This is a genomic window from Vibrio splendidus (genome assembly GCF_001557875.1).
In the GTDB taxonomy this organism is placed as follows: Bacteria; Pseudomonadota; Gammaproteobacteria; order Enterobacterales; family Vibrionaceae; genus Vibrio; species Vibrio splendidus_F.
In genome coordinates this window covers 15,668-37,794 of the sequence record NZ_LNRF01000011.1, presented here as the reverse complement: position 1 = coordinate 37,794, position 22,127 = coordinate 15,668, and the positions used below count along the sequence as shown (strand labels likewise).

Sequence of the window (22,127 nt, the reverse complement as noted above, 5' to 3'; positions counted from 1 at the left end):
AGAGCACCGGTCAAAGATAGAAAGATCATTGTTGCTAATCATCCACAATTCTTTGCCTTTGCACAATAAGAACCGTCCCTTAATTGCGATTATTTCTGCTATTCGATGAAGAATAGAACGAACCGCGTTCGTTACTCTTAGATCGTAGGCACAAAAAAGCCTCCCATGTGGGAGGCTTTCAATTTGACACTTACTTGAGAGTATTAATTACAGCTCAGTTAAGTACTTCCCTGACTATGGAAGTTTTACATCAGATAGGTCTTCACCTGCACCGATAGCTTTCATTTCGCCAGCTACGATTTCAGCTAGTGGGCCTAGGATAACCTGTAGGTTGTTTTCACCTAGTTTTACCACACCTTTAGCACCTAGTTTCTTAAGAACAACTTCATCAGCAACAGAGCGGTCTTTAAGAGTTAGACGTAGACGAGTGATACAAGCGTCGATTGAAGTTAGGTTGTCGTGACCACCTAGAGCTTTCAGGTATTGACGTGCAAGGTCGCCTTTTGGTGCGTCGCCAGCAGGAGCTGCAACAGCTTCGTCATCATCTTCACGACCTGGCGATTTCAAGTTGAAAGCGCGGATTGCGAAAGAGAAAGTGAAGAAGTATAGAGCACCGAAGCCAAGACCGATTAGTAGTAGTACGAATGGTTTAGTTGCTAGACCCCAGTTCAATACGAAGTCGATAAGACCAGCAGAGAAACCGAAACCGTGCAGAGTACCAAACATGTTAGCAACTACTAGAGACAGACCTGTAAATACAGCGTGCATTGCGTATAGAGCAGGAGCTAGGAATACGAACATGAATTCTAGCGGCTCTGTGATACCTGTTAGGAATGAACAGAATGCAACTGAGAACAGTGCGCCACCAACTTGGCTACGTTTTTCAGCAGGAGCAGCTAGGTACATTGCAAGTGCAGCACCTGGTAGACCGAACATCATTACTGGGAAGAAACCGTTCATGAATACGCCAGCGCCTTTATCGCCGCCGAAGAAACGGTGTAGGTCACCAGATTTAACAGTTTCAGTCACTTCTTTAACTACAGTAGTGATTTCTGGAGTTACAGAGTTAGCGAATGTGAATGTGTGCTCTTGGCCAACAACTAGAGTTTTAGCCAGTGCTGGGTCAACACAAAGTTGAGTGATGTTAGCGAATGCGCCTTGACCAGCAACGATGATTTCTTGACATGTACCCATACCGAACCAGAAGTATGAGTTCAATACATGGTGTAGACCTACAGGGATAAGTGCACGGTTAAGAGTACCGTAAACGAATTGGCCGATAGCGCCAGACGTTGATACTGCGTGAGCAAGTGCGTCTAGACCAGATTGAACACCAGGCCAAACCACACCAGACACAGCACCTGCAACAAGTGCAAATAGACCAGCCATGATAGGTACTAAACGTTTACCCGCGAAGAAAGCCAGCCACTCTGGAAGGCGTGTCGCGTGGAAAGCGTTGTAAGAGTGACCTGCGATGATACCTGCGAAGATACCGCCGAAGAATGACATGTTAACGTCTGCGTTAATAGTCGTTGCTGTCGCTGTTAGTACGAAGTAAGCAACTGCACCAGCAAGACCTGCTGCGCCGTTACCGTCTTTAGAAAGACCAATCGCGATACCTAGACCAAATAGCAATGGTAGGTTACCGAAGATAGCACCACCAGCTTGCGCCATGAATGGAATATCAAGTAGATCGCCTTGACCTAAACGTAAAAGAAGCGCCGCAATCGGAAGCGTTGCGATTGGTAGCATTAACGCCTTACCAAGCTTCTGTGCATATCCTAGAATATTCACCAGTTGTTTCCCCCTATAGGATTTTTTAGAATTCGTTTGAGAAACTTATTTTAGTCGCTCAATTTAGTCCTATTCAGTGTATTCAATTAATTTTGCTCCGCAAATTAAAACCTTACCATTTGTGATCGTAATCACCAGTTTTCACCAAATCCAGAGGTTTTTGCTAGCGAGATCATAAAACTTATTTTATCATTCAAAAAAATGAACATTTATAGATAAAATCCAAATCTACTCATTAGGCAAAAAGATGGTATCTCAGGGCTTGTATTGCCGTATGAATAACCATTAACAATGAACCTAAATGTATAATAAAGATCGATTGTTCATTTGTTTTTCAACAACTTAAATAGACTCCCACTTTGGAGCCGTTTGCCCATAAAAGATAAATCGTTACGTAAATGATGCTCGCAAACTAAGTCCACATTTAGGTAACGAACGAATTTAAAAGATCTCAAGAAATAAGGATTAGCTGACTATGTACGCGCTAAGTAACTGTAAAATTTACACTGGTAGTGATGTTCTAACCGATCATGCTGTTGTAATTGAAAACGAACTGATCAAAAAAGTCTGTCCTATCTCTGAATTGCCAGAAGGAATCGAGGTTCGCGACCTAGACGGAGCAAACCTAAGCCCGGGTTTCATTGATCTACAACTGAATGGTTGTGGCGGTGTAATGCTTAATGATGAGATCACCGCAGAAACAATGCAGATCATGCACGAAGCAAACCTTAAATCTGGCTGTACTAGCTTCTTGCCGACGCTAATCACCTCTTCAGACGAAGATATGCGTGCGGTTATTACTGCAGCTCGTGAATACCACAACCAATACCAAAACCAATCTCTAGGTTTGCACCTTGAAGGCCCGTACCTAAACGTTGCGAAAAAAGGCATTCACAGCGTCGATCACATTCGTAAGTCTGACAACGAAATGATTGAGCTTATCTGTGACAACAGTGACCTTGTTGCAAAAGTAACATTGGCTCCGGAGCTTAACGACCCAGAACACATCGAACGCCTACACAAAGCTGGTGTTGTGGTCTCTATCGGTCACACCAACGCAACTTACGCAGAAGCGCGTCAAGGTTTTGAATCGGGAATCACGTTTGCAACGCATCTATTCAATGCAATGACTCCGATGGTCGGTCGCGAACCTGGTGTTGTTGGCGCGATTTACGACACACCAGAAGTTTACGCAGGCATCATTGCCGACGGTTTCCACGTTGATTACGCAAACATCAGAATTGCGCATAAAATCAAGGGAGAAAAGTTGGTATTAGTGACGGATGCCACAGCTCCTGCAGGTGCTGACATGGAATACTTTATTTTTGTCGGTAAGAAAGTATATTACCGAGATGGTAAGTGTGTTGATGAAAACGGCACACTGGGCGGCTCGGCTCTGACTATGATTGAAGCAGTTCAGAATACAGTTGAGCACGCTGGTATCGCTTTAGACGAAGCTCTTCGCATGGCTACGCTATACCCAGCTACGGCTATCGGTGTAGAAACCAAGCTAGGTCGAATCAAAAAAGGCATGGTTGCAAACCTAGCTGTATTTGACCGAGATTTTAACGTTAAAGCGACTGTTGTTAACGGACAATACGAGCACAATTAAGTATGAATGGCGGACAAATAGGTAACGTAGACTTAGTTAAACAACTAAACAGTGCGGCGGTATACCGACTAATAGACCAACAAGGGCCTATCAGTCGTATACAAGTGGCTGATGTAAGCCAACTCGCACCGGCAAGTGTTACAAAAATTACCCGCCAACTTTTAGAGCGCGGCCTAATTAAAGAGGTCGCGCAGCAAGCGTCTACTGGCGGTAGACGCGCTATCTCCCTGACCACAGAAGTAGAGCCTTTTCATTCTGTCGCTGTGCGCTTAGGCCGAGACTATATTCAAATAAGCCTGCATGACCTTGGTGGTCGTGAGCTGGCTTTCCAACAGCAAGACCTGAATTATTCCGACCAATCAGACCTTACTCAAGGCTTGGTCAATAACTTGAAGGCTTTCATTGCTGAACATCAACCAAAGATCGACCAATTGATTGCCATTGGTGTCACTCTTCCAGGCTTGGTTAACCCGACGACAGGTGTCGTTGAGTACATGCCAAACACAGACATCGATAACCTCGCATTAAGCGACATTATTCGCGACACATTCCATGTCGCTTGTTTTGTTGGGAATGATGTTCGAGGAATGGCGCTTGCTGAGCACTACTTCGGAGCAAGTAAAGACAGTCAAGATTCTATTTTGGTCAGTGTTCACCGTGGTACAGGTGCAGGTATTATCGTTAATGGTCAGGTTTTCTTAGGCCATAACCGTAACGTCGGTGAAATTGGTCACATCCAAATTGATCCGCTAGGCGAGCAGTGCCAATGTGGTAACTTCGGCTGTCTTGAAACGGTAGCCGCAAACCCAGCTATCGTTGAGCGAGTGCAGAAGCTCATTAAGCAAGGCTACGAGTCTTCTTTAACTGAACTTGAACGTATTACGATTCAAGATGTTTGTGATCACGCGATCAATGGTGACGAACTAGCCAAACAAAGCTTAGTTCGAGTAGGAAACCAGTTAGGTAAAGCTATCGCGATGACGATTAACTTATTTAACCCTCAGAAAGTTATCATTGCCGGTGATATTACCAAGGCACAAGAGATTGTTTTCCCTGCAATTAAGCGCAATGTAGAGAATCAGTCGTTAACGACTTTCCATAGCGGCCTGCCTATTGTAGCATCACAGATCGATAAACATCCTACGATGGGAGCTTTTGCAATGATCAAGCGCGCTATGCTCAACGGTGTGTTGCTTCAAAAGCTTCTCGAAGACTAAAGAAAAACAATTCTGATTTTCCGCGGGCCGTGTTTGTATGAACACGGCCCGTTTTTTTAAGCTAGGGAACTACAACAACAAGTTATGGAACTTATATTAATATCCACTGCGTTTATCGCAGGATTTATTGCTTTAAAGTGTCACCTTCCCCCATTAGTTGGTTTTTTGGTCGCAGGTTTCGGGCTCTTTGCCCTAGGCTTTGAAACCAATGACACCATCATTACCTTGGCTGATCTTGGTGTCACCCTCCTTCTATTCACCATTGGCTTGAAGCTAGACATCAAAACCCTGCTCTCTAAAGAGATCTGGGCTGGTGCGACAATACATAACCTTTTATCAACTCTGTTTTTTGCCGTCGCCCTGTTTGGTTTTAAGTTCCTTGGGATTTCATCGCTGGCAGCTATGTCAGTCGAGCAGATCGTTCTACTCGGCTTTGCCCTTTCATTCTCTAGTACCGTATTCGCGGTTAAATCTCTGCAAGAGAAAGGAGAAATGAATGCAACCTATGGCACCCTAGCGATTGGCATTCTGGTAATGCAGGATATCTTTGCCGTAATCTTCTTAACGGCATCAACAGGAAAAATTCCAGAGTGGTATGCCATCGCACTGTTCGCTTTACCCTTCTTTCGTCCATTGTTCTACAAAGTCCTAGATTGGGTTGGTCACGGTGAAATGTTGGTGCTATTCGGCATCTTCTTCGCACTAGTTGTTGGTGCTGGTTTGTTCCAGTTTGTAGGCGTAAAACCAGACTTAGGTGCACTTATCCTAGGTATGTTGCTAGCAGGCCACCCAAAGGCTTCGGAGCTCTCGAAGTCTCTGTTTAATCTCAAAGAGCTTTTCCTCGTCTGCTTCTTCTTGAATATTGGCTTATCAGAACAGCCAACTATTCAGGGCTTTATGCTTGCAGTCTTGTTCTTATTGTTACTGCCGGTGAAAGGCGTTCTTTACTTCTTGGTGCTCAACCGATTCAAGTTCCGCGTTCGAACTTCCCTTCTCACCTCTCTATCACTGTTTAACTACAGTGAATTTGGCCTTATTGTCGGCGGCATTGCCTTTAAGATGGGCTGGATGTCTGGTGACATTTTGGTAGCTGTGGCGATTGCAGTTTCACTATCCTTCTTAATCGCTGCACCTCTCAATAAAGCAGGTCACAAACTCTATCAACAATCAGGTCGTTGGTTAAAAGAACATGCGGCGGAGAAGCTTCATCAACGCGATAAACGAATTGATCCAGGTCGTGCTCAAGTACTTATTCTTGGTATGGGACGTATTGGCACCGGGGCCTACGATGAATTGCGTTCACGCTACGGTAAAGTCAGCTTAGGTGTTGAAGTTCGTGAAGAAGCAGCACACAACCACAGAAGCCATGGAAGAAACGTGATCTCTGGGGACGCAACTGACCCGGACTTCTGGGAACGAATCTTAGATACAGCAAACGTAAAGCTGGTAATCTTGGCGATGCCTCACCACCAAGGTAATCAAACCGCCTTAGAACAACTGAAGTCACGTAATTTCAAAGGCCAAATTGCGGCAATCGCGGAATATCCAGACCAGCTCGAAACATTGAAAGAGAATGGCGTTGATGCAGCATTTAACATTTACAGCGAAGCAGGTAGTGGTTTTGCTCGTCACGTTTGTGAACAGTTAAACCCAAATATCAATAAAATCTAGTATTAGACGCGTTCTACTCAACCTCTCAAAACTGCCTGCTTTTTGCACTTTTGAGAGGTTTTTGTTTAAAAAAACAACCGCAATTAAACACCACACACCAAAATCACGTAAAAATTAGATATTTTCTAACAGAACACCCTTTATATTATTTTTTTGCTCACATCCGGTTGCTTTTTTTAGCCAGAATGGCAAATTGAATGCAGTTGATTTGGAAATTATTTAAAAGGAAGTTCTATGTGTTCAGTATTTGGCATTCTCGACATTAAAAGTGATGCCGCAGCACTTCGCCCTATTGCTTTAGAAATGTCTAAAAAGCTTCGTCACCGTGGTCCAGACTGGTCTGGTATCTATGCAGGTGAAAAAGCAATCCTTGCTCATGAACGTCTTGCTATTGTTGGCTTGAACAGTGGTGCTCAACCACTATACAGCCAAGACAAAAAGCACATTCTTGCAGTGAACGGTGAAATTTATAACCACAAAGAACTTCGCGCACGCTATGAAGATAAGTACCAGTTCCAGACTGATTCTGACTGTGAAGTTATCCTAGCGCTTTACCAAGAGATGGGTGCAGACCTTCTAGAAGAACTTAACGGTATTTTCGCATTCGTTTTATACGACGAAGAGAAAGACGAGTACCTAGTGGGCCGCGACCATATTGGTATTATCCCGCTTTACCAAGGTTACGATGAGCACGGCAACTACTACGTTGCTTCAGAGATGAAAGCATTGGTTGAAGTATGTAAAACGATCAGTGAATTCCCTCCTGGTAGCTTCTACTCTTCGAAAGATGCAGAACCTCAACGCTACTACATCCGCGATTGGAACGAGTACGCCGCAGTACAAGGTAACAGCACAAGCAAAGAAGAACTGACTGAGGCGCTAGAAGCAGCTGTTAAACGTCAACTAATGACTGACGTTCCTTACGGTGTACTTTTATCTGGTGGCCTTGATTCATCAATTACTTCTGCCGTTGCTAAACGCTTTGCTGCGATGCGTATCGAAGATGACGAGCAATCTGAAGCTTGGTGGCCACAACTGCACTCATTCGCTGTTGGCCTTGAAGGCGCACCAGATCTTATCGCTGCTCGTGAAGTTGCAGACAAGATCGGTACTGTTCACCACGAGATGACTTACACTATTCAGGAAGGCTTAGATGCCATCCGTGATGTTATCTACCATATCGAGACTTACGATGTAACAACGATTCGTGCATCAACGCCAATGTACTTGCTTGCTCGTAAGATCAAAGCAATGGGCATCAAAATGGTACTGTCTGGTGAAGGTGCTGATGAAATCTTTGGTGGCTACCTTTACTTCCATAAAGCGCCAAACGCGAAAGAGTTCCACGAAGAGACAGTACGTAAGCTGCTTGCTCTAAGCATGTTCGACTGTGCTCGTGCAAACAAATCGCTAGCGGCATGGGGTGTTGAAGGCCGTGTACCATTCTTGGATAAAGAGTTCATCGATGTCGCAATGCGTCTGAACCCTGAAGATAAGATGTGTGGTAACGGTAAGATGGAGAAGCACATCCTGCGTGAGTGTTTTGAAGACTACCTACCAGATTCAATCGCATGGCGTCAAAAAGAGCAGTTCTCTGATGGTGTTGGCTACGATTGGATTGATACATTGAAAGCAACGGCTGAAGCAAAAGTAACGGATCAACAAATGGAAGCTGCTAAGTTCCGTTTCCCTTACAACACGCCGACAACCAAAGAAGGTTATGCTTACCGTGAAATCTTTGAGGAGCTATTCCCTCTAGAATCAGCGGCAGAATGTGTACCTGGTGGTCCTTCAGTTGCTTGTTCATCAGCGAAAGCGATTGAGTGGGATGAGTCATTCAAAAACTGTGTCGACCCATCTGGACGTGCAGTACAAGCCGTTCACAACGATGCTTACAACGCTTAGAGCGTTTTGAACAAATCCTAAAGACTAAAAAAGGCGCGTTATGCGCCTTTTGTTTTAAGCCTATTTTTTATTACTGCCGTTATGCGCGAGCTTGTAGTGCTTCGTTCTCAATACTGATTGGAACCACTTGGCTGATCATTTTCACCAGCATAATCGATCGAGCCTCACCGTCTTTCTGATCGAAAATAGCTTCAACCCCAGCAAACTGACCACTCTGAATCTTAACTACCTGCCCAGATTCAAACTCAACACAACAATCTTCAGTTTCTATGCTGCAGCACTTCTCGAACTCTTTGAGCTCAAACACTAAGTCTCCTTGGACTTCGTGCGGCCGAGCACCGAACTTAATAAAGTCCACAACGCCACGTGTTGAACGAACGGTCGTGAAGCTAGGACCTTGTTCATAGTCAAAGCGAACAAAGATGTAAGACGGAAACAGCGGTTCTTTGACCTGCTTTTCTTTCCCTCTAACCACCTTTTCGACTTCTATTTGAGGGTAAAAGCACTCTACCCCCTGATTTTCTAGGTGCTGTTGAGCGCGTTTTTGATCACCACGCTTACAGTAGAGCAAATACCAACGTTTCATTTTACTAGCCATTTTCTATTTTTAAACATTTTACCACAAGCCTAAAACGGTTTAATCGCCGTTAATAAAATGAAGACTGATAAACAAGAAATTATGCGTAACAGACCAACTTATCAACAAAAGTTATAGGTATCGAAAGTGGTTAAGCATTGTACAGGGATCATTTAGAGATCAAAAGACTCATTGTTGTAAGCATATGTATGCCGTACCCAAATTAGAACGACATTCCATTTAAACTCCAAATGATACAATATACAAATACATCTAAACATTTCTATTTGATAGATCATTTAAAACGGTTGTTTACCAACCAGCTCAAATCTGGAAAATTAGTTTGCAGCACACCTAAAATGGGCAACATTAAAAGTAAAGTTATTTAATATCAACACCTTAACCAAACCAAGTTATCGTGACCATAAAATACGTCTATTGCAGACTTTTATCCCACTGTGTATACATGAATGACTATAAAATCTTTTAATACCTAAAATTAGTAAAACTTATGCCAAGCAACCACAACATCTTTGGCCACCCTAGAGGCCTATTTCTACTTTTTAGCACAGAGCTATGGGAACGTTTCTCTTACTATGCGATGCGTGCCATCCTTGTCTTATTTTTGACTGACACTACCCTCAACGGTGGACTTGGTTGGTCAACGAAAGACGCACTCGATCTCTATGGTATTTACACCGGCTTAGTCTACATCACACCATTAATTGGTGGATGGATTGCCGATAACTACTTAGGACAGCGTAAATCAATTCTGATTGGCGGTGTATTAATGGCACTTGGCCAATTTACACTGGCTCTGCCTAACGGCTTCATCGGTTTAGACCAAGTGAACGCTCTGTACCTTGGTTTAGCACTGCTAATCAGTGGTAACGGTATGTTTAAGCCAAACATCTCAACCATGGTTGGCGATCTATACCAAGAGGGCGATAACCGCCGTGACGGTGCTTTCACCATTTTCTACATGGGCATCAACTTAGGTGCACTACTGGGTGGCTTAATTTCAGGCGCTGCAGTTGATTCATTCGGTTGGAAGGCTGGTTTCCTAGCCGCTGGTATTGGTATGGTTATTAGCTTGATCATGCAAATGACAATGGCTCAGTCTTGGTTAGGCAACATCGGTTCTGTGCCTGCGGCTGCACGAGCGAAAGCACTGAACAAATCTAAAGAAAAAGCGCCACTGACCAAAGAAGAGTTCGACAGACTAAAAGTAATTCTTATCATGGGTCTGTTCGTGATTGTTTTCTGGGCGGGCTTTGAACAAGCTGGCGGCCTAATGAACATCTATACTCAACAATATACTGACCGTATGATTGGTGGCTTTGAAGTTCCTGCTGCTTGGTTCCAATCTTTGAACCCATTCTTCATCATTACACTTGCTCCAATCATTGCTGCGTTCTGGGTGAAACTAGGTAAACGTGAACCAAACTCTCCTGTTAAGTTTGCAATGGCATTGTTCTTCTTGGCACTTGGCTTTGTGTGCATGATGGGTGCGGTAATGGAGCAAGGCGGCGACCTAACAGTGAAAACATCAATGCTATGGCTAGTCGGTGCTTTCTTCTTCCATACCCTTGGTGAGCTTTGTCTATCGCCTATTGGCCTGTCGTTGGTCACTAAGTTAGCTCCGCTTCGCCTAGCATCATTAATGATGGGTGCATGGTTTGGCTTCAATGCAATTGCAAACTACGTAGCAGGTCTAGTTGGTTCTCACGTTGGCGAACTTGGTGCAATGTCTATCTTCAGTGGTATTGCAATCACTGCAACGGTTAGTGGCATATTATTGCTTCTTTGTGCAGGTAAGCTAGTGTCATGGATGCATGGCGTAGAAACTAATATGACGCTTGAAGCAGAGCCAAAAACTGAACAAGCTACAGAAACATCTGTTGCTTAAACTCTAAAGCCGTTTCAACACGAAATATCCTAGTCAAAAGGGCTGCTCAATGAGCAGCCCTTTTGTTATTTGTATGATACGCCTTACTGTTAACGATAAACCGTAATCGACGCTCAACAACTATTAGCGATATAGCGCTACTAACTCTGCCATCATATCGATGTGGGAGTCTCTATCGTTCAGACACATAATGTAGCTAAAGTCCGACCCACCAGCATCAATGAAAGTCTCTTTACACTGTTCTGAAATCTCTTCTAGTGTTTCCAAACAGTCAACCGAAAATGCAGGCGCCATGATATCGATCTTCTTGATGCCTTTGCTCGGCAGCGATTCAAGTGTCTCGTCCGTGTAAGGCTTCAACCACTCCTCCCGACCAAATCGAGACTGGTATGTCATGGTGATATCGTCCGCTGATAAGCCTAATTCAATAGCAAGCAGTTTTGTCGTCGCTTCACAATGTTGAGGATAGATATCGCCCTCATCAGCCAATCGCTTCGGAATACCGTGGAAAGAACAAACGAGATGATCGGCTCTGCCATTTTTGTCCCAATGACTACGGACACTTTCAGCCAATGCCCTTACGTAGCTTGGGTGAGCGTAATAGTCGCGAATAAAGCGATAGCTCGGAATAACTGGCATCTGTTTAAAGGCTTTGGTTAAACCATCAGAAACAGCCGCTGTGGTTGTCCCAGAGTACTGAGGGTATAAAGGCAGTACGATGATGTCTTCAACGCCCTGCTCCATCAGTTGCTCAACACCAGTCTTTAAGCTTGGGTTACCATAGGTCATACCCAACGCAACAGGCATCTCTAATTTCTTCTGAAGCTTTTCAGCTTGTCTTTGAGAGTAAACAAGCAGCGGTGAGCCATCATCCATCCAAACAGACTGATACAACTTAGCCACTTTAGGGGAGCGAATCGGCAAAATCACCCCGTGCAAGATTGGACACCAAAGCCAACGCGTTAGATTTACGACTCGCTTGTCATGTAAGAATTCACTCAAAAATCGACGAACGCCAGCTGGGGTCGCTGAATCTGGTGTGCCTAAGTTCACCAGTAAAACGCCCTGCTTTTTATTATTTTCCATAGATACCTGAGACCAATATGTGAATTTCTGGAAAGTAATATACTAATCTGCATAAGTTTAAGATCATTGCGCCTCAATGAAAGTCTGAATAATCATTCTTCATATGAGATACACAACATCCACTCTCAATTGCTAGCCACTACCATCGGGCCTGAACCGTTCTGAATCATGTGCAATCAAATTATCTAGATTGGTATCGTACTAAAAATTGAAACAAAAAAAGCGACCCTTAAGGTCGCTTCCAATATATCAAATTCTAAAACTGGCTGTTAGCCAATTATGCTAGTGCTTTCTCAAGTTCTGCACTAACTTCAGCAACTTGCTTAGTACCGTCAAACTTAAGGTACTGAGTGTTACCGGCTTCAGCTTCTTTACCGTAGTAAGAGATTAGCGGAGCTGTTTGATCGTGGTATACGCCTAGACGTGCACGAACTGTTTCTTCTTTGTCGTCATCACGTACAACTAGCTCTTCGCCAGTTACGTCATCTTTACCTTCTTCTTTAGGTGGGTTGTACACATTGTGGTATGTACGACCAGAAGGAAGGTGAGCACGACGACCAGCCATACGCTCAACAATCACATCGTCAGCTACGTCGAATTCAACAACGTAATCAACAGCGATGCCCATTTCTTTTAGGCCATCAGCTTGTGGGATTGTACGTGGGAAACCGTCTAGTAGGAAACCTTTCTCACAGTCATCTTGAGCGATACGCTCTTTGATAAGACCAAGGATAATTTCATCAGAAACTAGCTGACCAGCGTCGATTACTGATTTTGCTTGCTTACCAAGCTCAGTACCCGCTTTGATAGCAGCACGTAGCATGTCACCAGTTGAAATTTGAGGGATACCAAATTTGTTCATGATGAAGTTAGCTTGAGTACCTTTACCCGCGCCAGGAGCACCTAGAAGAATGATGCGCATGTTTAATCCTCTTATAAAATTATGATTTATACCGAAGCTCACTATCCCTCCATTCTTGCTCATTTTTAGGATGAACAGAAAGAGTTAAGTAACCATTGAGGCTAAGCAAAACTGTGAACAGAAGCAAAACGGTAAGTTTCGGTATAACGTTTAAAAATCATACAACTGGAGATAGTAGCTTCCTAGCCCCAGCTGATTAGGTCGAGCATTCTATCACATTAATATTCAATTTGGCTGAATTTACGACTAAAGAATGCATCGACAACATTTGTTGTGACGATAACGGTGACGTTGACCACGTTAGGTCAATTTTCAACGACGTTCATAAAAAAAGCCCGCATTTGCGAGCTTTTTATTACAATTATTGACTTAACCTAAAGTCGAAAGACTAACGCTTTGTTAGTAGCTCGTTGATTGCACCCAAGAATTGTGACGGATCTTCCATTGAGCCTTTTTCAGCTAGCATAGCTTGGCCAAGGAGTAACTCAACCCAACGGCCAAACGCTTGCTCATCAGCTTCATCAGCCATCTGTTTCACAAGTGCGTGTTCAGGGTTAATCTCAAAGATATACTTAACTTCTGGTGCCGCTTGACCCGCAGCTTCAAGAAGCTTAGCCATTTGCGTGCCCATTTCGAAGTCGTCAGTGACAACAACCGCAGGTGTTGTTGCTAGCTTGAAGGTCGTACGAACTTCTTTAACACGACCACCTAGGTAAGATTGAGTGCGCTCAACAACAGACTTGAACTCTTCTTCTGTCTCTTTTTGCTTCTCTTTCTCTTCTTCACCTTCGAACTTGCTTAGATCTAAGCCCGCTTTAGTGATCGATTGGAACTGTTTGCCGTCAAAGTCAGTCAGATAGTTCATTACGTACTCGTCGATGCGATCGTACATTAGAACCACTTCGATACCTTTTGCTTTGAACTGCTCCAAGTGTGGGCTGTTCTTGGCAGCAGCGTAGCTATCTGCTGTTAGGTAGTAAATTTTATCTTGGCCTTCTTTCATGCGCTCTACGTAAGACGCCAAGCTGATGGTTTGTTCAGCCGAGTCCACTTCCGTTGATGAGAAACGAAGCAAGCTAGCGATCTTCTCTTTGTTCGCCATATCTTCCGCTGGGCCTTCTTTCATTACTAGGCCAAACTCTTTCCAGAACTCTAGGTACTTTTCGTTGTCATTTTTCGCCATGCGCTCAAGCATAGTCAGTACACGCTTAGTACATGCGCCACGAAGAGACTGAGTTACCTTGTTATCTTGCAGAATTTCACGAGACACGTTCAGTGGCAGATCGTTTGAGTCAATCAAGCCTCGCACAAAACGCATGTAAGATGGCATGAACTGCTCAGCATCATCCATGATGAATACACGCTGTACATAAAGTTTTAAGCCGCTCTTGTGGTCACGGTTCATCATGTCCCAAGGCGCTTTTGCTGGGATGTAAAGCAAACTTGTGTAGTCGTTCTTACCTTCAACTTTGTTGTGGCTCCAGGTTAGTGGATCAGCAAAGTCGTGAGATACGTGCTTGTAAAACTCTTGGTACTCTTCTTTCTCGATATCAGACTTGTTACGAGTCCAAAGCGCTTGCGCCTTGTTGATCTGTTCCCAGTGCTTCTCTTCGGTGTCTTTACCTTCATCATCTTTCACAGCTGTGAAGATAGAAACTGGAATGCCGATGTGGTCAGAATATTTACCAATCACTTCACGCAGACGCCATTCATTTAAGAACTCTTTACCGTCTTCACGCATATGAAGAATGATGTCAGTACCACGAGACTCTTTCGTGATGTCTTCAATGGTGTAGTCGCCTTCACCAGCAGAGTGCCATTGCACCGCTTCATTGCTTGCAAGACCTGCGGCACGTGTGCGAACCGTTACGGCGTCAGCAACGATGAATGCAGAGTAGAAACCAACACCAAATTGACCAATCAATTGAGAGTCTTTGCTTTGGTCTTCAGATAGCTTTGAGAAAAAGTCTGCAGTACCTGATTTAGCGATTGTGCCTAAATGCTCAATAACGTTGTCACGGCTCATACCGATACCGTTATCAGAAATCGTTAACGTATTTGCCTCAGCGTTGAATGAAAGTTTTACACCTAGATCTGCATCACCTTGGTAAAGGTCACCGTTCGATAGAGCTTGAAAACGAAGCTTATCAGCCGCGTCAGATGCGTTAGAGATCAGCTCACGTAAAAAGATTTCTTTATTTGAATACAGTGAGTGAATCATTAGATGAAGTAGTTGTTTTACTTCAGATTGAAAGCCACGAGTCTCTTTATTTTGCGTTGCCGTTTCGCTCATTTTTACTCCAAAACATCTATACTTTATGTTGAATAATCATAGGGGCGTAACACTTGATGCCACTCTTCTGTTCATTAACATGAGGATGACAAATGTAAATTCAAGGTCAAAAATCATAAAAACACTGTTTTTTTGATCTGTTTTTATTATCCTTGAGTCTGATAAATATAAAAGAACATAAAAGAAGCCATGATTTGGTGAAGAATTAACGGAACTTCACCTGAGATTTGTCTATTTCGCACCCAAAATCATCCAAAATAGAAGAATTCAATGAGCAATATCGGCACAAAGTTTATTCTCGCACAGCGGTTCGTATTCGATCCAAACAGCAACTCACTTGTTGACCAACTGAGCGACGGCGAAGTCGTACGTCTAGGCAGCAATGAAAGCCGCATTCTCCTGATGCTGTCAGAAAGACCCAATGAAGTTATCACTCGCAATGAATTACATGAGTATGTTTGGCGAGACCAAGGCTTTGAGGTTGATGACTCAAGCTTGACGCAAGCAGTATCGACCCTGAGAAAGATGCTCAAAGACTCGACCAAGTCTCCAGAATTCGTAAAAACAGTGCCTAAGCGCGGTTACCAATTTATTGCAACGGTCGAGCGCTCTGCTCCATTTTCATCAAATGATCAGCCAGTAGCGGCCGAAATTGCAGAAAATGACGTAGAACCTATCCTAACGTTTGCAACACCGACAGCGGCTGAAGAAGCGATCACTGAAACGGTTGAACCTGAACCTATTGCGAACGTTCAAGAAACTAAGGTTGAAGCAGAACTAGCAACACCTCCTGTTGCGACTCCGGCAAAACGCACCGATAAGTGGTTAACGTTTTTGTTACTGCTTGCTGCTTTCATCATGCCAATTTTGGTATTAACGTTTACTAACCCGGCAGAGTCTAAGTTCAAAACATTGGCTGAAGTGGATGGTGTAAAAGTTCAATCACCGATTAATCACCCAGATCTCAGTAGTTGGCTGCCAGCGATAGAGAAGTGTGTATTGCGTTACAACACTAATCACACTGGTATGCTAAAGCCGACTGAAGTGATTGCAACAGGTGGACAAACCAACAACCTTGCCCTCAACTACATTCACCCGCAAGAGTACTCAAGCGAAAATGTAACCCTAAGAATTTACGCAAACCAGTCGGATGTAAACGACATTTGTAACGGTGGACAGTAACATGAAATTAAAAGTATCAATTATTTTACTGGTTCTATCTGCGTTTTTAAGTGGTTGGCTACATTGGGGCAGTGATGCAAAAGTAGAGCGCTTACTTACTCAGCATGAATGGCAATCGAAAATGGTGACTCTAATTAGCGATAACAAACAAGCTGATTCAATTGGCCCACTTCGTAAAGTTGAACTGTCATCGAATGCAAAGTACCTACCCAATGGTACGTACCTGAGAATGTCTGTGGTTAGACTGTACGGCACTCAAACGGCACCTGCGAATGTTATCAACATCTCTGAAACAGGTCAGTGGGATATTAACGATAACTACTTACTGGTTTCACCAACAGAGTTTAAAGATGTGACTTCGGCTCAGCGCCAAGACTTTTCTGAAGAACAACTAGAGCTTATCACTCAAGTCATTAAGATGGACGCTGAGCAAAGCCGTCGCATTGACATTGTTAACCCGAAGGCACTGTTACTGACTAGCTTAAATCATGGTTCTACCGTATTGTTTTCAAACTAAGATTGGAAAGCTATTTACTGCATTCCAATGGCTAAATACCATGAAACGGTAAACCAACAAGAAAAGGGGCATGACGCCCCTTCTTTGCTATCCGTGCCCCATCTCGTCATTGGAGCAATGATACCAGTATGACATTACTATTATGCCGTTTAAAGGAACATCCATGAGAACAGGATCCAATCAAACAGCGACCTCGGCCACGTAGACTCAAAATAAGCCTTTTTATAGCAGTGACAGATTCAAGTTCCGTCACCCTATTAAATGTTGATGGAACTGGCTACGAGAGCTTATAGCTGGCCGCTCACAAGCTCATCACCTTCAAGACTAATAACTTTGAACGTATTGTTTTCATATATACCGTAGCTCGCCGCGTGGCCATCTCGTGGGAATGTCACCGAACTAGGGTTAAAGATAAAAATATCATCTTGATATTCTGCAACTGGAACATGGGTATGGCCATGGGCAATAATATCACCCGCTTTCAGCGTTGGACGTTTGTTGGTGTTGTACAAATGACCGTGAGTTAGGAAAATACGCTGACCTGATTCTAATAGTACCCACGAATAATCCATCATCATTGGAAAAGACAACAGCATCTGATCCACTTCACTGTCACAATTACCACGAACGGCAATGATCTCTTGAGAAAACGCATTCAACTTTTCTGCAACCACCGGCGGATTGTATCCTTCTGGAATCGGGTTTCTTGGTCCATGATTCAGAATGTCACCCAATAACACTAAATATTGCGCACCAGACGTTCGGTATAGCTCTAATACTTTTTCTGTTGCGGGCAGCGAACCGTGTAGGTCTGAAGCAAAAAATAATTTCACACGTACTTCTCCATAAAATTTATGAGCCTATTGTACGTATCTAAATGCTACACGTCATCTCTCGCCATGCCGTTGATCACGATATTATTGTAACTAACCATACCGACTATCTTGTTGTCACGCACTACTGGCGCACGACTGATACCAAAGCGCTCAAACAGGCGAGCACAATACTTTACGTTCATCTCAGCAGACACGCTTAGCGCTGGCTTGGTCATGATCTCATAAACATTAGTACGCTTGGGAGAACGGTTCTTAGCCAGGACTTTCTTTGCAATGTCATTCATCAATACAATACCGTACTCGTCGTCTGCGTGGCGTTTATCGACAATGATGGCTTTTACTTTATGCTTCTTCGCCATCTCTATCGCTTCCAACACCGTGGTTAGCCCATCAATAATCACATAGGTATTGGCCATTACGTCACTCACACGAATCTTGTCATTGGTATTCATAGTTCATCCTCCACAACCTTAGTTAATGTTTCGACTTGATGCGCTACCCCGACGGCATCTTCGACGTCGATCTGCACTGCTATACCTTGCCCTGACTCTTGGTCAAACTCACCCACTTCACTGATCCTTTCAAGGATATGCCTTGCTAGATGCTCTTCGACAACAAACAGCAATACATCTTTTTGCACCTCTAAGGTTAACCCAAAGAAGGTGCGCTTTTGGTTTAACCCCTGCCCCCTGGCATTGTTAATCACCGTTGCTCCGGTTGCGCCCGCATCACGCGCGGCATCGAGCACGGTGTCGGTCTTGCTCTCTTCTACAAACGCTACGATCAATTTAAAGCGCATCTTTGCTCTCCTTAGAGGTGTGTAAACGGTTTAACCATTGAGTTATTTGGGCGTAACTCATCACCGATATAATGGGAAATAAGCTGGCAAAAGCGATCAATCCAAAACCATCAATGACAGGGTTTCGTCCTGGTACGGTTGAAGCGAGCCCAAGCCCGAGCGCCGTTACTAAAGGGACTGTCACCGTTGACGTGGTTACACCGCCCGAGTCGTAGGCCAATGGAATAATGAGTTTTGGGGCGTAAAAGGTTTGAATGACCACTACTACATAACCAAAAATGATGTAGTAGTGGATCGGGTCACCCGCAACGATACGGTAGCTGCCCAGTGAGATACCGATAGCAACGCCCAATGCCACGGCGATCCTCAGCCCATTGACGCTGATACTACCACCGGAAACTTGGTTTGCCTTAATCGCCACAGCGATCAAAGAAGGCTCAGCTATCGTGGTGCTGAAACCAATACAAAACGCAAAGAGGTAAACCCAGTAATAATCAAACCAAGTCAATGTAAGACCAGAGCTGATCTTAAACTCAGTCAAAAAGCTTGGTTCAGTGAGTTGCATTGCCATCGTTTCCCCTAGAGGGAACAACGCGAGCTCCAAGCCCATCAAAAAAAATGATAAGCCAAGAATGACGTAAAAGAAACCGATGAGTACTTTGGCTAGGTTATTGACTGGCTTACGCAGCACTGCTAACTGAAAACCAAAGATGATGACCGCAATCGGGATCACATCCATCACAGTGCCTAAAAAGGTGTCGATAAATTGTTGAGCACTGATCATGTCACCACCATCCCGTACACCATGACAAACATCATCGGCAGCAACGAAGCAAACGCGATCAATCCAAACCCATCAATCATCGGATTGCGTCCTTTAATTGCCGAGGCCAAACCAACGCCCAACGCTGTTACCAAAGGAACGGTGATCGTCGATGTTGTAACCCCCCCAGAGTCGTAAGCAATCCCAATAATATTTTCAGGAGCAAAAGCAGTGAGCACCACCACACCAATATAACCACCAATGATCATGTACTGAATTGGCCAACCTTTTAAGATTCGTAACACGCCGAGTAAAATAGCAATGCCAACCGACAACGCCACAGTAAAGCGCAGGCCATCGGCATACTGCTCCATTTCATCTAAGGAATTAGGAATGACTCCTCCCTCGGCGGCCACTTCTGCAGCTTCGGCCGCCACTGCGGTTAACGCGGGCTCGGCAATGGTGGTGCCGAATCCTAAACAGAAAGCGAAGGTCAATAACCAGAACACACTGCCCTTTCGCGCAAATGCTTGAGCCATCGATTCGCCAATCGGGAACAACCCCATTTCAAGGCCAAAGATGAAGAAAGTCAGACCAAAGACCACCAGCACTAAGCCTGTCAAAATAGACAACAGATGAGGGAGTGGCTCTTGCAGAACAGCAAGCTGGAAGAAAGCGATTACCGCTACGATTGGCAATAGATCCCTAAGGCTACCTAACATGGACCGAAACAAAGCAAGCACCGCCGTCATCGCAATTCCTTGTCGTTGATTATGAATTAACAATAATCATGGCAAATCCTTATCATTGCTTATGTGACAAATATTACGCAGTTGGTAACATATCCGAGTAAAGTGCATAAGTGTGATAACGGTACGCATCCTGACTTGATGAATTTAATTTCACTCCTTTGTAAATTGAAAAAGGCGTAATTTGGGCATCACACGATTGAAACCTTATGATCGTTATAGTGATTTTTTCGTATTGATTGGCGACTAAAAACAAGCCATGTCTATAATTATGTTTAATAGGGAGATTGGTATGAAGATATTGTTAACGGGTGGTACAGGATTTATTGGCTCTGAATTGGTCAAGAGTTGGAACACTGACGACGTGACATTGCTGACGCGGAGTCCTGAAAATGCGAAGCAAAACCTAAATCACCTCAACCAGAACAACCTTCATTACATTCAATCCCTTGATGAACTTAGTGATCTCAATGACTTTGATGTGGTGGTAAACCTTGCAGGTGAGCCGATTGCCGATAAGCGTTGGAGTACAGAGCAAAAAGAGAGGATCTGTAACAGTCGCTGGCACATCACTGAAAAGCTGGTCGAATTAATTCATGCCAGTAGCAACCCACCACACGCTTTTATTAGCGGTTCAGCCGTCGGCTACTATGGCGATCAACAACAGCATCCGTTTGACGAGTCGTTGCAAGTAGAAGATGAAAGCTTTCCTCATAAAGTCTGTGCCCACTGGGAAGAGATAGCCAAAAGAGCGCAATCAGAAAGCACACGCGTGATACTACTACGAACGGGGGTAGTACTTGGCGAGAATGGCGGCGCACTCAAGAAGATGTTATTGCCCTATAAACTCGGCGTCGGAGGCCCACTAGGTTCAGGTGAGCAGTACATGCCATGGATTCACATTCTCGATATGGTGAGAGCCATCAACCACTTGTTGTCTATGCCGCACGCTCAAGGGGAATTCAATATGTGTGCCCCTCACCCTGTGACCAACAAACTGTTCAGCAGTACGTTAGCGAAACAATTAGGCCGACCGCATTTCTTATTCACGCCGAAATGGGCAATGTCGATTCTCATGGGGGAATCATCTTGTTTGCTATTTGACAGCATTCGCTCCAAGCCGAAGAAACTCACTGAGATGGGATTCATCTTTAGTTACTCAAGAATCGAGCCAGCACTAAAAAACTTGTTACAACATCAAGACTAATTCTTTACCCTAGAGCAATAGAGACTCTAATAAAGGATTAAGTGTGAACAAGTCGATTCTGATTACCGGTTGCTCAACAGGTATTGGCTATACATGTGCTCATGCACTTCAAAAGCGTGGTTTTCATGTCATTGCATCTTGTCGTGATCCACAAGATGTTCAACGCCTTCAAGATGAAGGCCTCACCTGTATTCAATTAGATCTTTCCAACCAAGAAAGTATTGAGCATGGCGCCAAGCTTGCGATTGACCTCGCACCTAATGGTTTATATGGATTGTTCAACAACGGCGCTTACGGCCAAGCAGGTGCACTAGAAGACTTACCAACTCAAGGACTCAGAGAGCAATTCGAAACCAACTTCTTCGGCTGGCACCATCTCGTTTGTCAGATCCTCCCGCACATGCGTGAACGTGGCGAAGGACGAATCGTACAGAACAGTTCCGTATTAGGTTTTGCAGCCATGAAATATCGTGGCGCTTATAATGCTTCTAAATTCGCGATTGAGGGTTGGACAGATACCTTGCGATTAGAACTGCATGGCAGTGGCATACAGGTCTCATTACTGCAACCTGGGCCAATTGAGACTCAATTTAGAACCAATGCCTTGAAAGCTTTCAATAAATGGATCAACATTTCTGGCAGCGCCCACCAAGACGCTTACCAACAACAAAAAGAGCGACTCGAAAAAGAATCATCGAATAACGCTTTTGTTCTGCCTCCAGAAAGTTGTATTGAGCCGGTATTCCATGCTCTCACCGCCGACAAACCCAAGCTAAGATACCGAGTTACGACCCCGACTAAAGTGTTCGCGGTATTGAAAAGGATCCTACCGAGTCGCTTGCTAGACCCTATTTTGAGAAAAGCTGCATAAATTACTAACTTTGAATGCAGAGTCGCAAACTTTAATGTAACGATGTAATTTTTCCGTAACAATAAGATGTCATGCTTATCCTATCCCATCAGTTATTCCCAATTGATGGTTCTACTCTGGAAATCTCATGACTTTAAACCGACTTAATTGGGTAGGTGTGGGTCTGGCTATTACGTTGTTTATTCTGTTTTGAGTATCTCACGCAACGCCTCACTGA

At 44.1% G+C, this 22,127-nt stretch carries 19 protein-coding genes; 9 read left to right on the top strand and 10 right to left on the bottom strand.

Going from position 1 to position 22,127, the window contains the following annotated elements:
* Positions 1 to 234 precede the first annotated feature (234 nt).
* Positions 235 to 1,794 (bottom strand): N-acetylglucosamine-specific PTS transporter subunit IIBC, encoded by a 1,560-nt coding sequence (gene nagE / locus ATB74_RS19900; RefSeq protein ID WP_048612171.1) that lies wholly within the window; start codon positions 1,792 to 1,794, stop codon positions 235 to 237.
* 475 nt (positions 1,795 to 2,269) lie between these two features.
* On the opposite strand from nagE, the gene nagA reads away from it, so the two are divergent.
* The 4 genes from nagA (at position 2,270) to asnB (ending at position 8,199) form a co-directional block, all read left to right on the top strand.
* Entirely contained in the window at positions 2,270 to 3,406 is a 1,137-nt protein-coding gene (gene nagA, locus ATB74_RS19895) for an N-acetylglucosamine-6-phosphate deacetylase (RefSeq protein ID WP_060982209.1), read from the top strand.
* Between the two features lie 2 nt (positions 3,407 to 3,408).
* Complete coding sequence (gene nagC / locus ATB74_RS19890; protein ID WP_061019534.1) at positions 3,409 to 4,623, top strand: DNA-binding transcriptional regulator NagC; 1,215 nt, start codon at positions 3,409 to 3,411, stop codon at positions 4,621 to 4,623.
* An 84-nt stretch (positions 4,624 to 4,707) separates the two neighbouring features.
* The gene (locus ATB74_RS19885; protein ID WP_061019533.1) at positions 4,708 to 6,294 is read left to right on the top strand and encodes a cation:proton antiporter family protein; all 1,587 of its coding nucleotides are present in this window, start codon (positions 4,708 to 4,710) and stop codon (positions 6,292 to 6,294) included.
* A gap of 234 nt (positions 6,295 to 6,528) precedes the next feature.
* Entirely contained in the window at positions 6,529 to 8,199 is a 1,671-nt protein-coding gene (gene asnB, locus ATB74_RS19880; protein WP_017062196.1) for an asparagine synthase B, read from the top strand.
* Positions 8,200 to 8,278: 79 nt separating this feature from the next.
* Here the strand turns inward: asnB and rfaH are convergent, their stop codons facing one another.
* Complete coding sequence (gene rfaH, locus ATB74_RS19875; protein WP_061019532.1) at positions 8,279 to 8,785, bottom strand: transcription/translation regulatory transformer protein RfaH; 507 nt, start codon at positions 8,783 to 8,785, stop codon at positions 8,279 to 8,281.
* Between the two features lie 502 nt (positions 8,786 to 9,287).
* Here rfaH and ATB74_RS19870 point away from each other — a divergent pair.
* Positions 9,288 to 10,685: a peptide MFS transporter gene (locus ATB74_RS19870; RefSeq protein WP_060982205.1), complete on the top strand. Its 1,398-nt coding sequence runs from the start codon at positions 9,288 to 9,290 to the stop codon at positions 10,683 to 10,685.
* Positions 10,686 to 10,808: 123 nt separating this feature from the next.
* Here ATB74_RS19870 and hemH read toward each other — a convergent pair whose 3' ends face one another.
* The 3 genes from hemH to htpG all read right to left on the bottom strand — a co-directional run bounded on the left by hemH (position 10,809) and on the right by htpG (position 14,986).
* The gene (gene hemH / locus ATB74_RS19865) at positions 10,809 to 11,771 is read right to left on the bottom strand and encodes a ferrochelatase (protein ID WP_061019531.1); all 963 of its coding nucleotides are present in this window, start codon (positions 11,769 to 11,771) and stop codon (positions 10,809 to 10,811) included.
* A 277-nt stretch (positions 11,772 to 12,048) separates the two neighbouring features.
* Positions 12,049 to 12,693 (bottom strand): adenylate kinase, encoded by a 645-nt coding sequence (adk, locus tag ATB74_RS19860; protein WP_060982203.1) that lies wholly within the window; start codon positions 12,691 to 12,693, stop codon positions 12,049 to 12,051.
* Positions 12,694 to 13,081: 388 nt separating this feature from the next.
* Positions 13,082 to 14,986, bottom strand: a complete 1,905-nt coding sequence (htpG, locus tag ATB74_RS19855; RefSeq protein ID WP_061019530.1) for a molecular chaperone HtpG — start codon at positions 14,984 to 14,986, stop codon at positions 13,082 to 13,084.
* A gap of 270 nt (positions 14,987 to 15,256) precedes the next feature.
* Between htpG and ATB74_RS19850 the strand changes: the two genes are divergently transcribed.
* Positions 15,257 to 16,168, top strand: coding sequence for a winged helix-turn-helix domain-containing protein (locus ATB74_RS19850; protein ID WP_061019529.1), 912 nt, complete (start codon positions 15,257 to 15,259; stop codon positions 16,166 to 16,168).
* 1 nt (position 16,169) lies between these two features.
* Positions 16,170 to 16,685 (top strand): regulatory protein ToxS, encoded by a 516-nt coding sequence (locus tag ATB74_RS19845; RefSeq protein WP_061019528.1) that lies wholly within the window; start codon positions 16,170 to 16,172, stop codon positions 16,683 to 16,685.
* A 287-nt stretch (positions 16,686 to 16,972) separates the two neighbouring features.
* Here ATB74_RS19845 and yfcE read toward each other — a convergent pair whose 3' ends face one another.
* Genes yfcE through ATB74_RS19820 form a run of 5 tightly spaced genes read right to left on the bottom strand, consistent with a single transcriptional unit; the run spans position 16,973 to position 19,835 of the window.
* On the bottom strand, positions 16,973 to 17,518 hold the full coding sequence (gene yfcE, locus ATB74_RS19840; protein ID WP_061019527.1) for a phosphodiesterase: 546 nt from the start codon (positions 17,516 to 17,518) through the stop codon (positions 16,973 to 16,975).
* Between the two features lie 47 nt (positions 17,519 to 17,565).
* Positions 17,566 to 17,973 (bottom strand): CBS domain-containing protein, encoded by a 408-nt coding sequence (locus ATB74_RS19835; RefSeq protein ID WP_060982197.1) that lies wholly within the window; start codon positions 17,971 to 17,973, stop codon positions 17,566 to 17,568.
* Entirely contained in the window at positions 17,970 to 18,320 is a 351-nt protein-coding gene (locus ATB74_RS19830; RefSeq protein ID WP_061019526.1) for a P-II family nitrogen regulator, read from the bottom strand. Before ATB74_RS19830 ends, ATB74_RS19835 begins: the two co-directional genes overlap by 4 nt.
* Positions 18,310 to 19,104: a DUF1538 domain-containing protein gene (locus ATB74_RS19825; RefSeq protein ID WP_061019525.1), complete on the bottom strand. Its 795-nt coding sequence runs from the start codon at positions 19,102 to 19,104 to the stop codon at positions 18,310 to 18,312. Before ATB74_RS19825 ends, ATB74_RS19830 begins: the two co-directional genes overlap by 11 nt.
* Positions 19,101 to 19,835 carry a DUF1538 domain-containing protein gene (locus tag ATB74_RS19820; RefSeq protein ID WP_060982195.1) on the bottom strand — a complete coding sequence of 245 codons (735 nt, stop codon included), beginning with the start codon at positions 19,833 to 19,835 and terminating at the stop codon, positions 19,101 to 19,103. The genes ATB74_RS19825 and ATB74_RS19820 overlap by 4 nt, the downstream gene beginning before the upstream one ends.
* A 289-nt stretch (positions 19,836 to 20,124) precedes the next feature.
* Between ATB74_RS19820 and ATB74_RS19815 the strand changes: the two genes are divergently transcribed.
* Together ATB74_RS19815 and ATB74_RS19810 are read left to right on the top strand one after the other, a co-directional pair.
* Complete coding sequence (locus tag ATB74_RS19815; protein ID WP_060982194.1) at positions 20,125 to 21,039, top strand: TIGR01777 family oxidoreductase; 915 nt, start codon at positions 20,125 to 20,127, stop codon at positions 21,037 to 21,039.
* Between the two features lie 43 nt (positions 21,040 to 21,082).
* Positions 21,083 to 21,910, top strand: a complete 828-nt coding sequence (locus tag ATB74_RS19810) for an SDR family oxidoreductase (RefSeq protein ID WP_060982193.1) — start codon at positions 21,083 to 21,085, stop codon at positions 21,908 to 21,910.
* Positions 21,911 to 22,127: the final 217 nt, after the last annotated feature.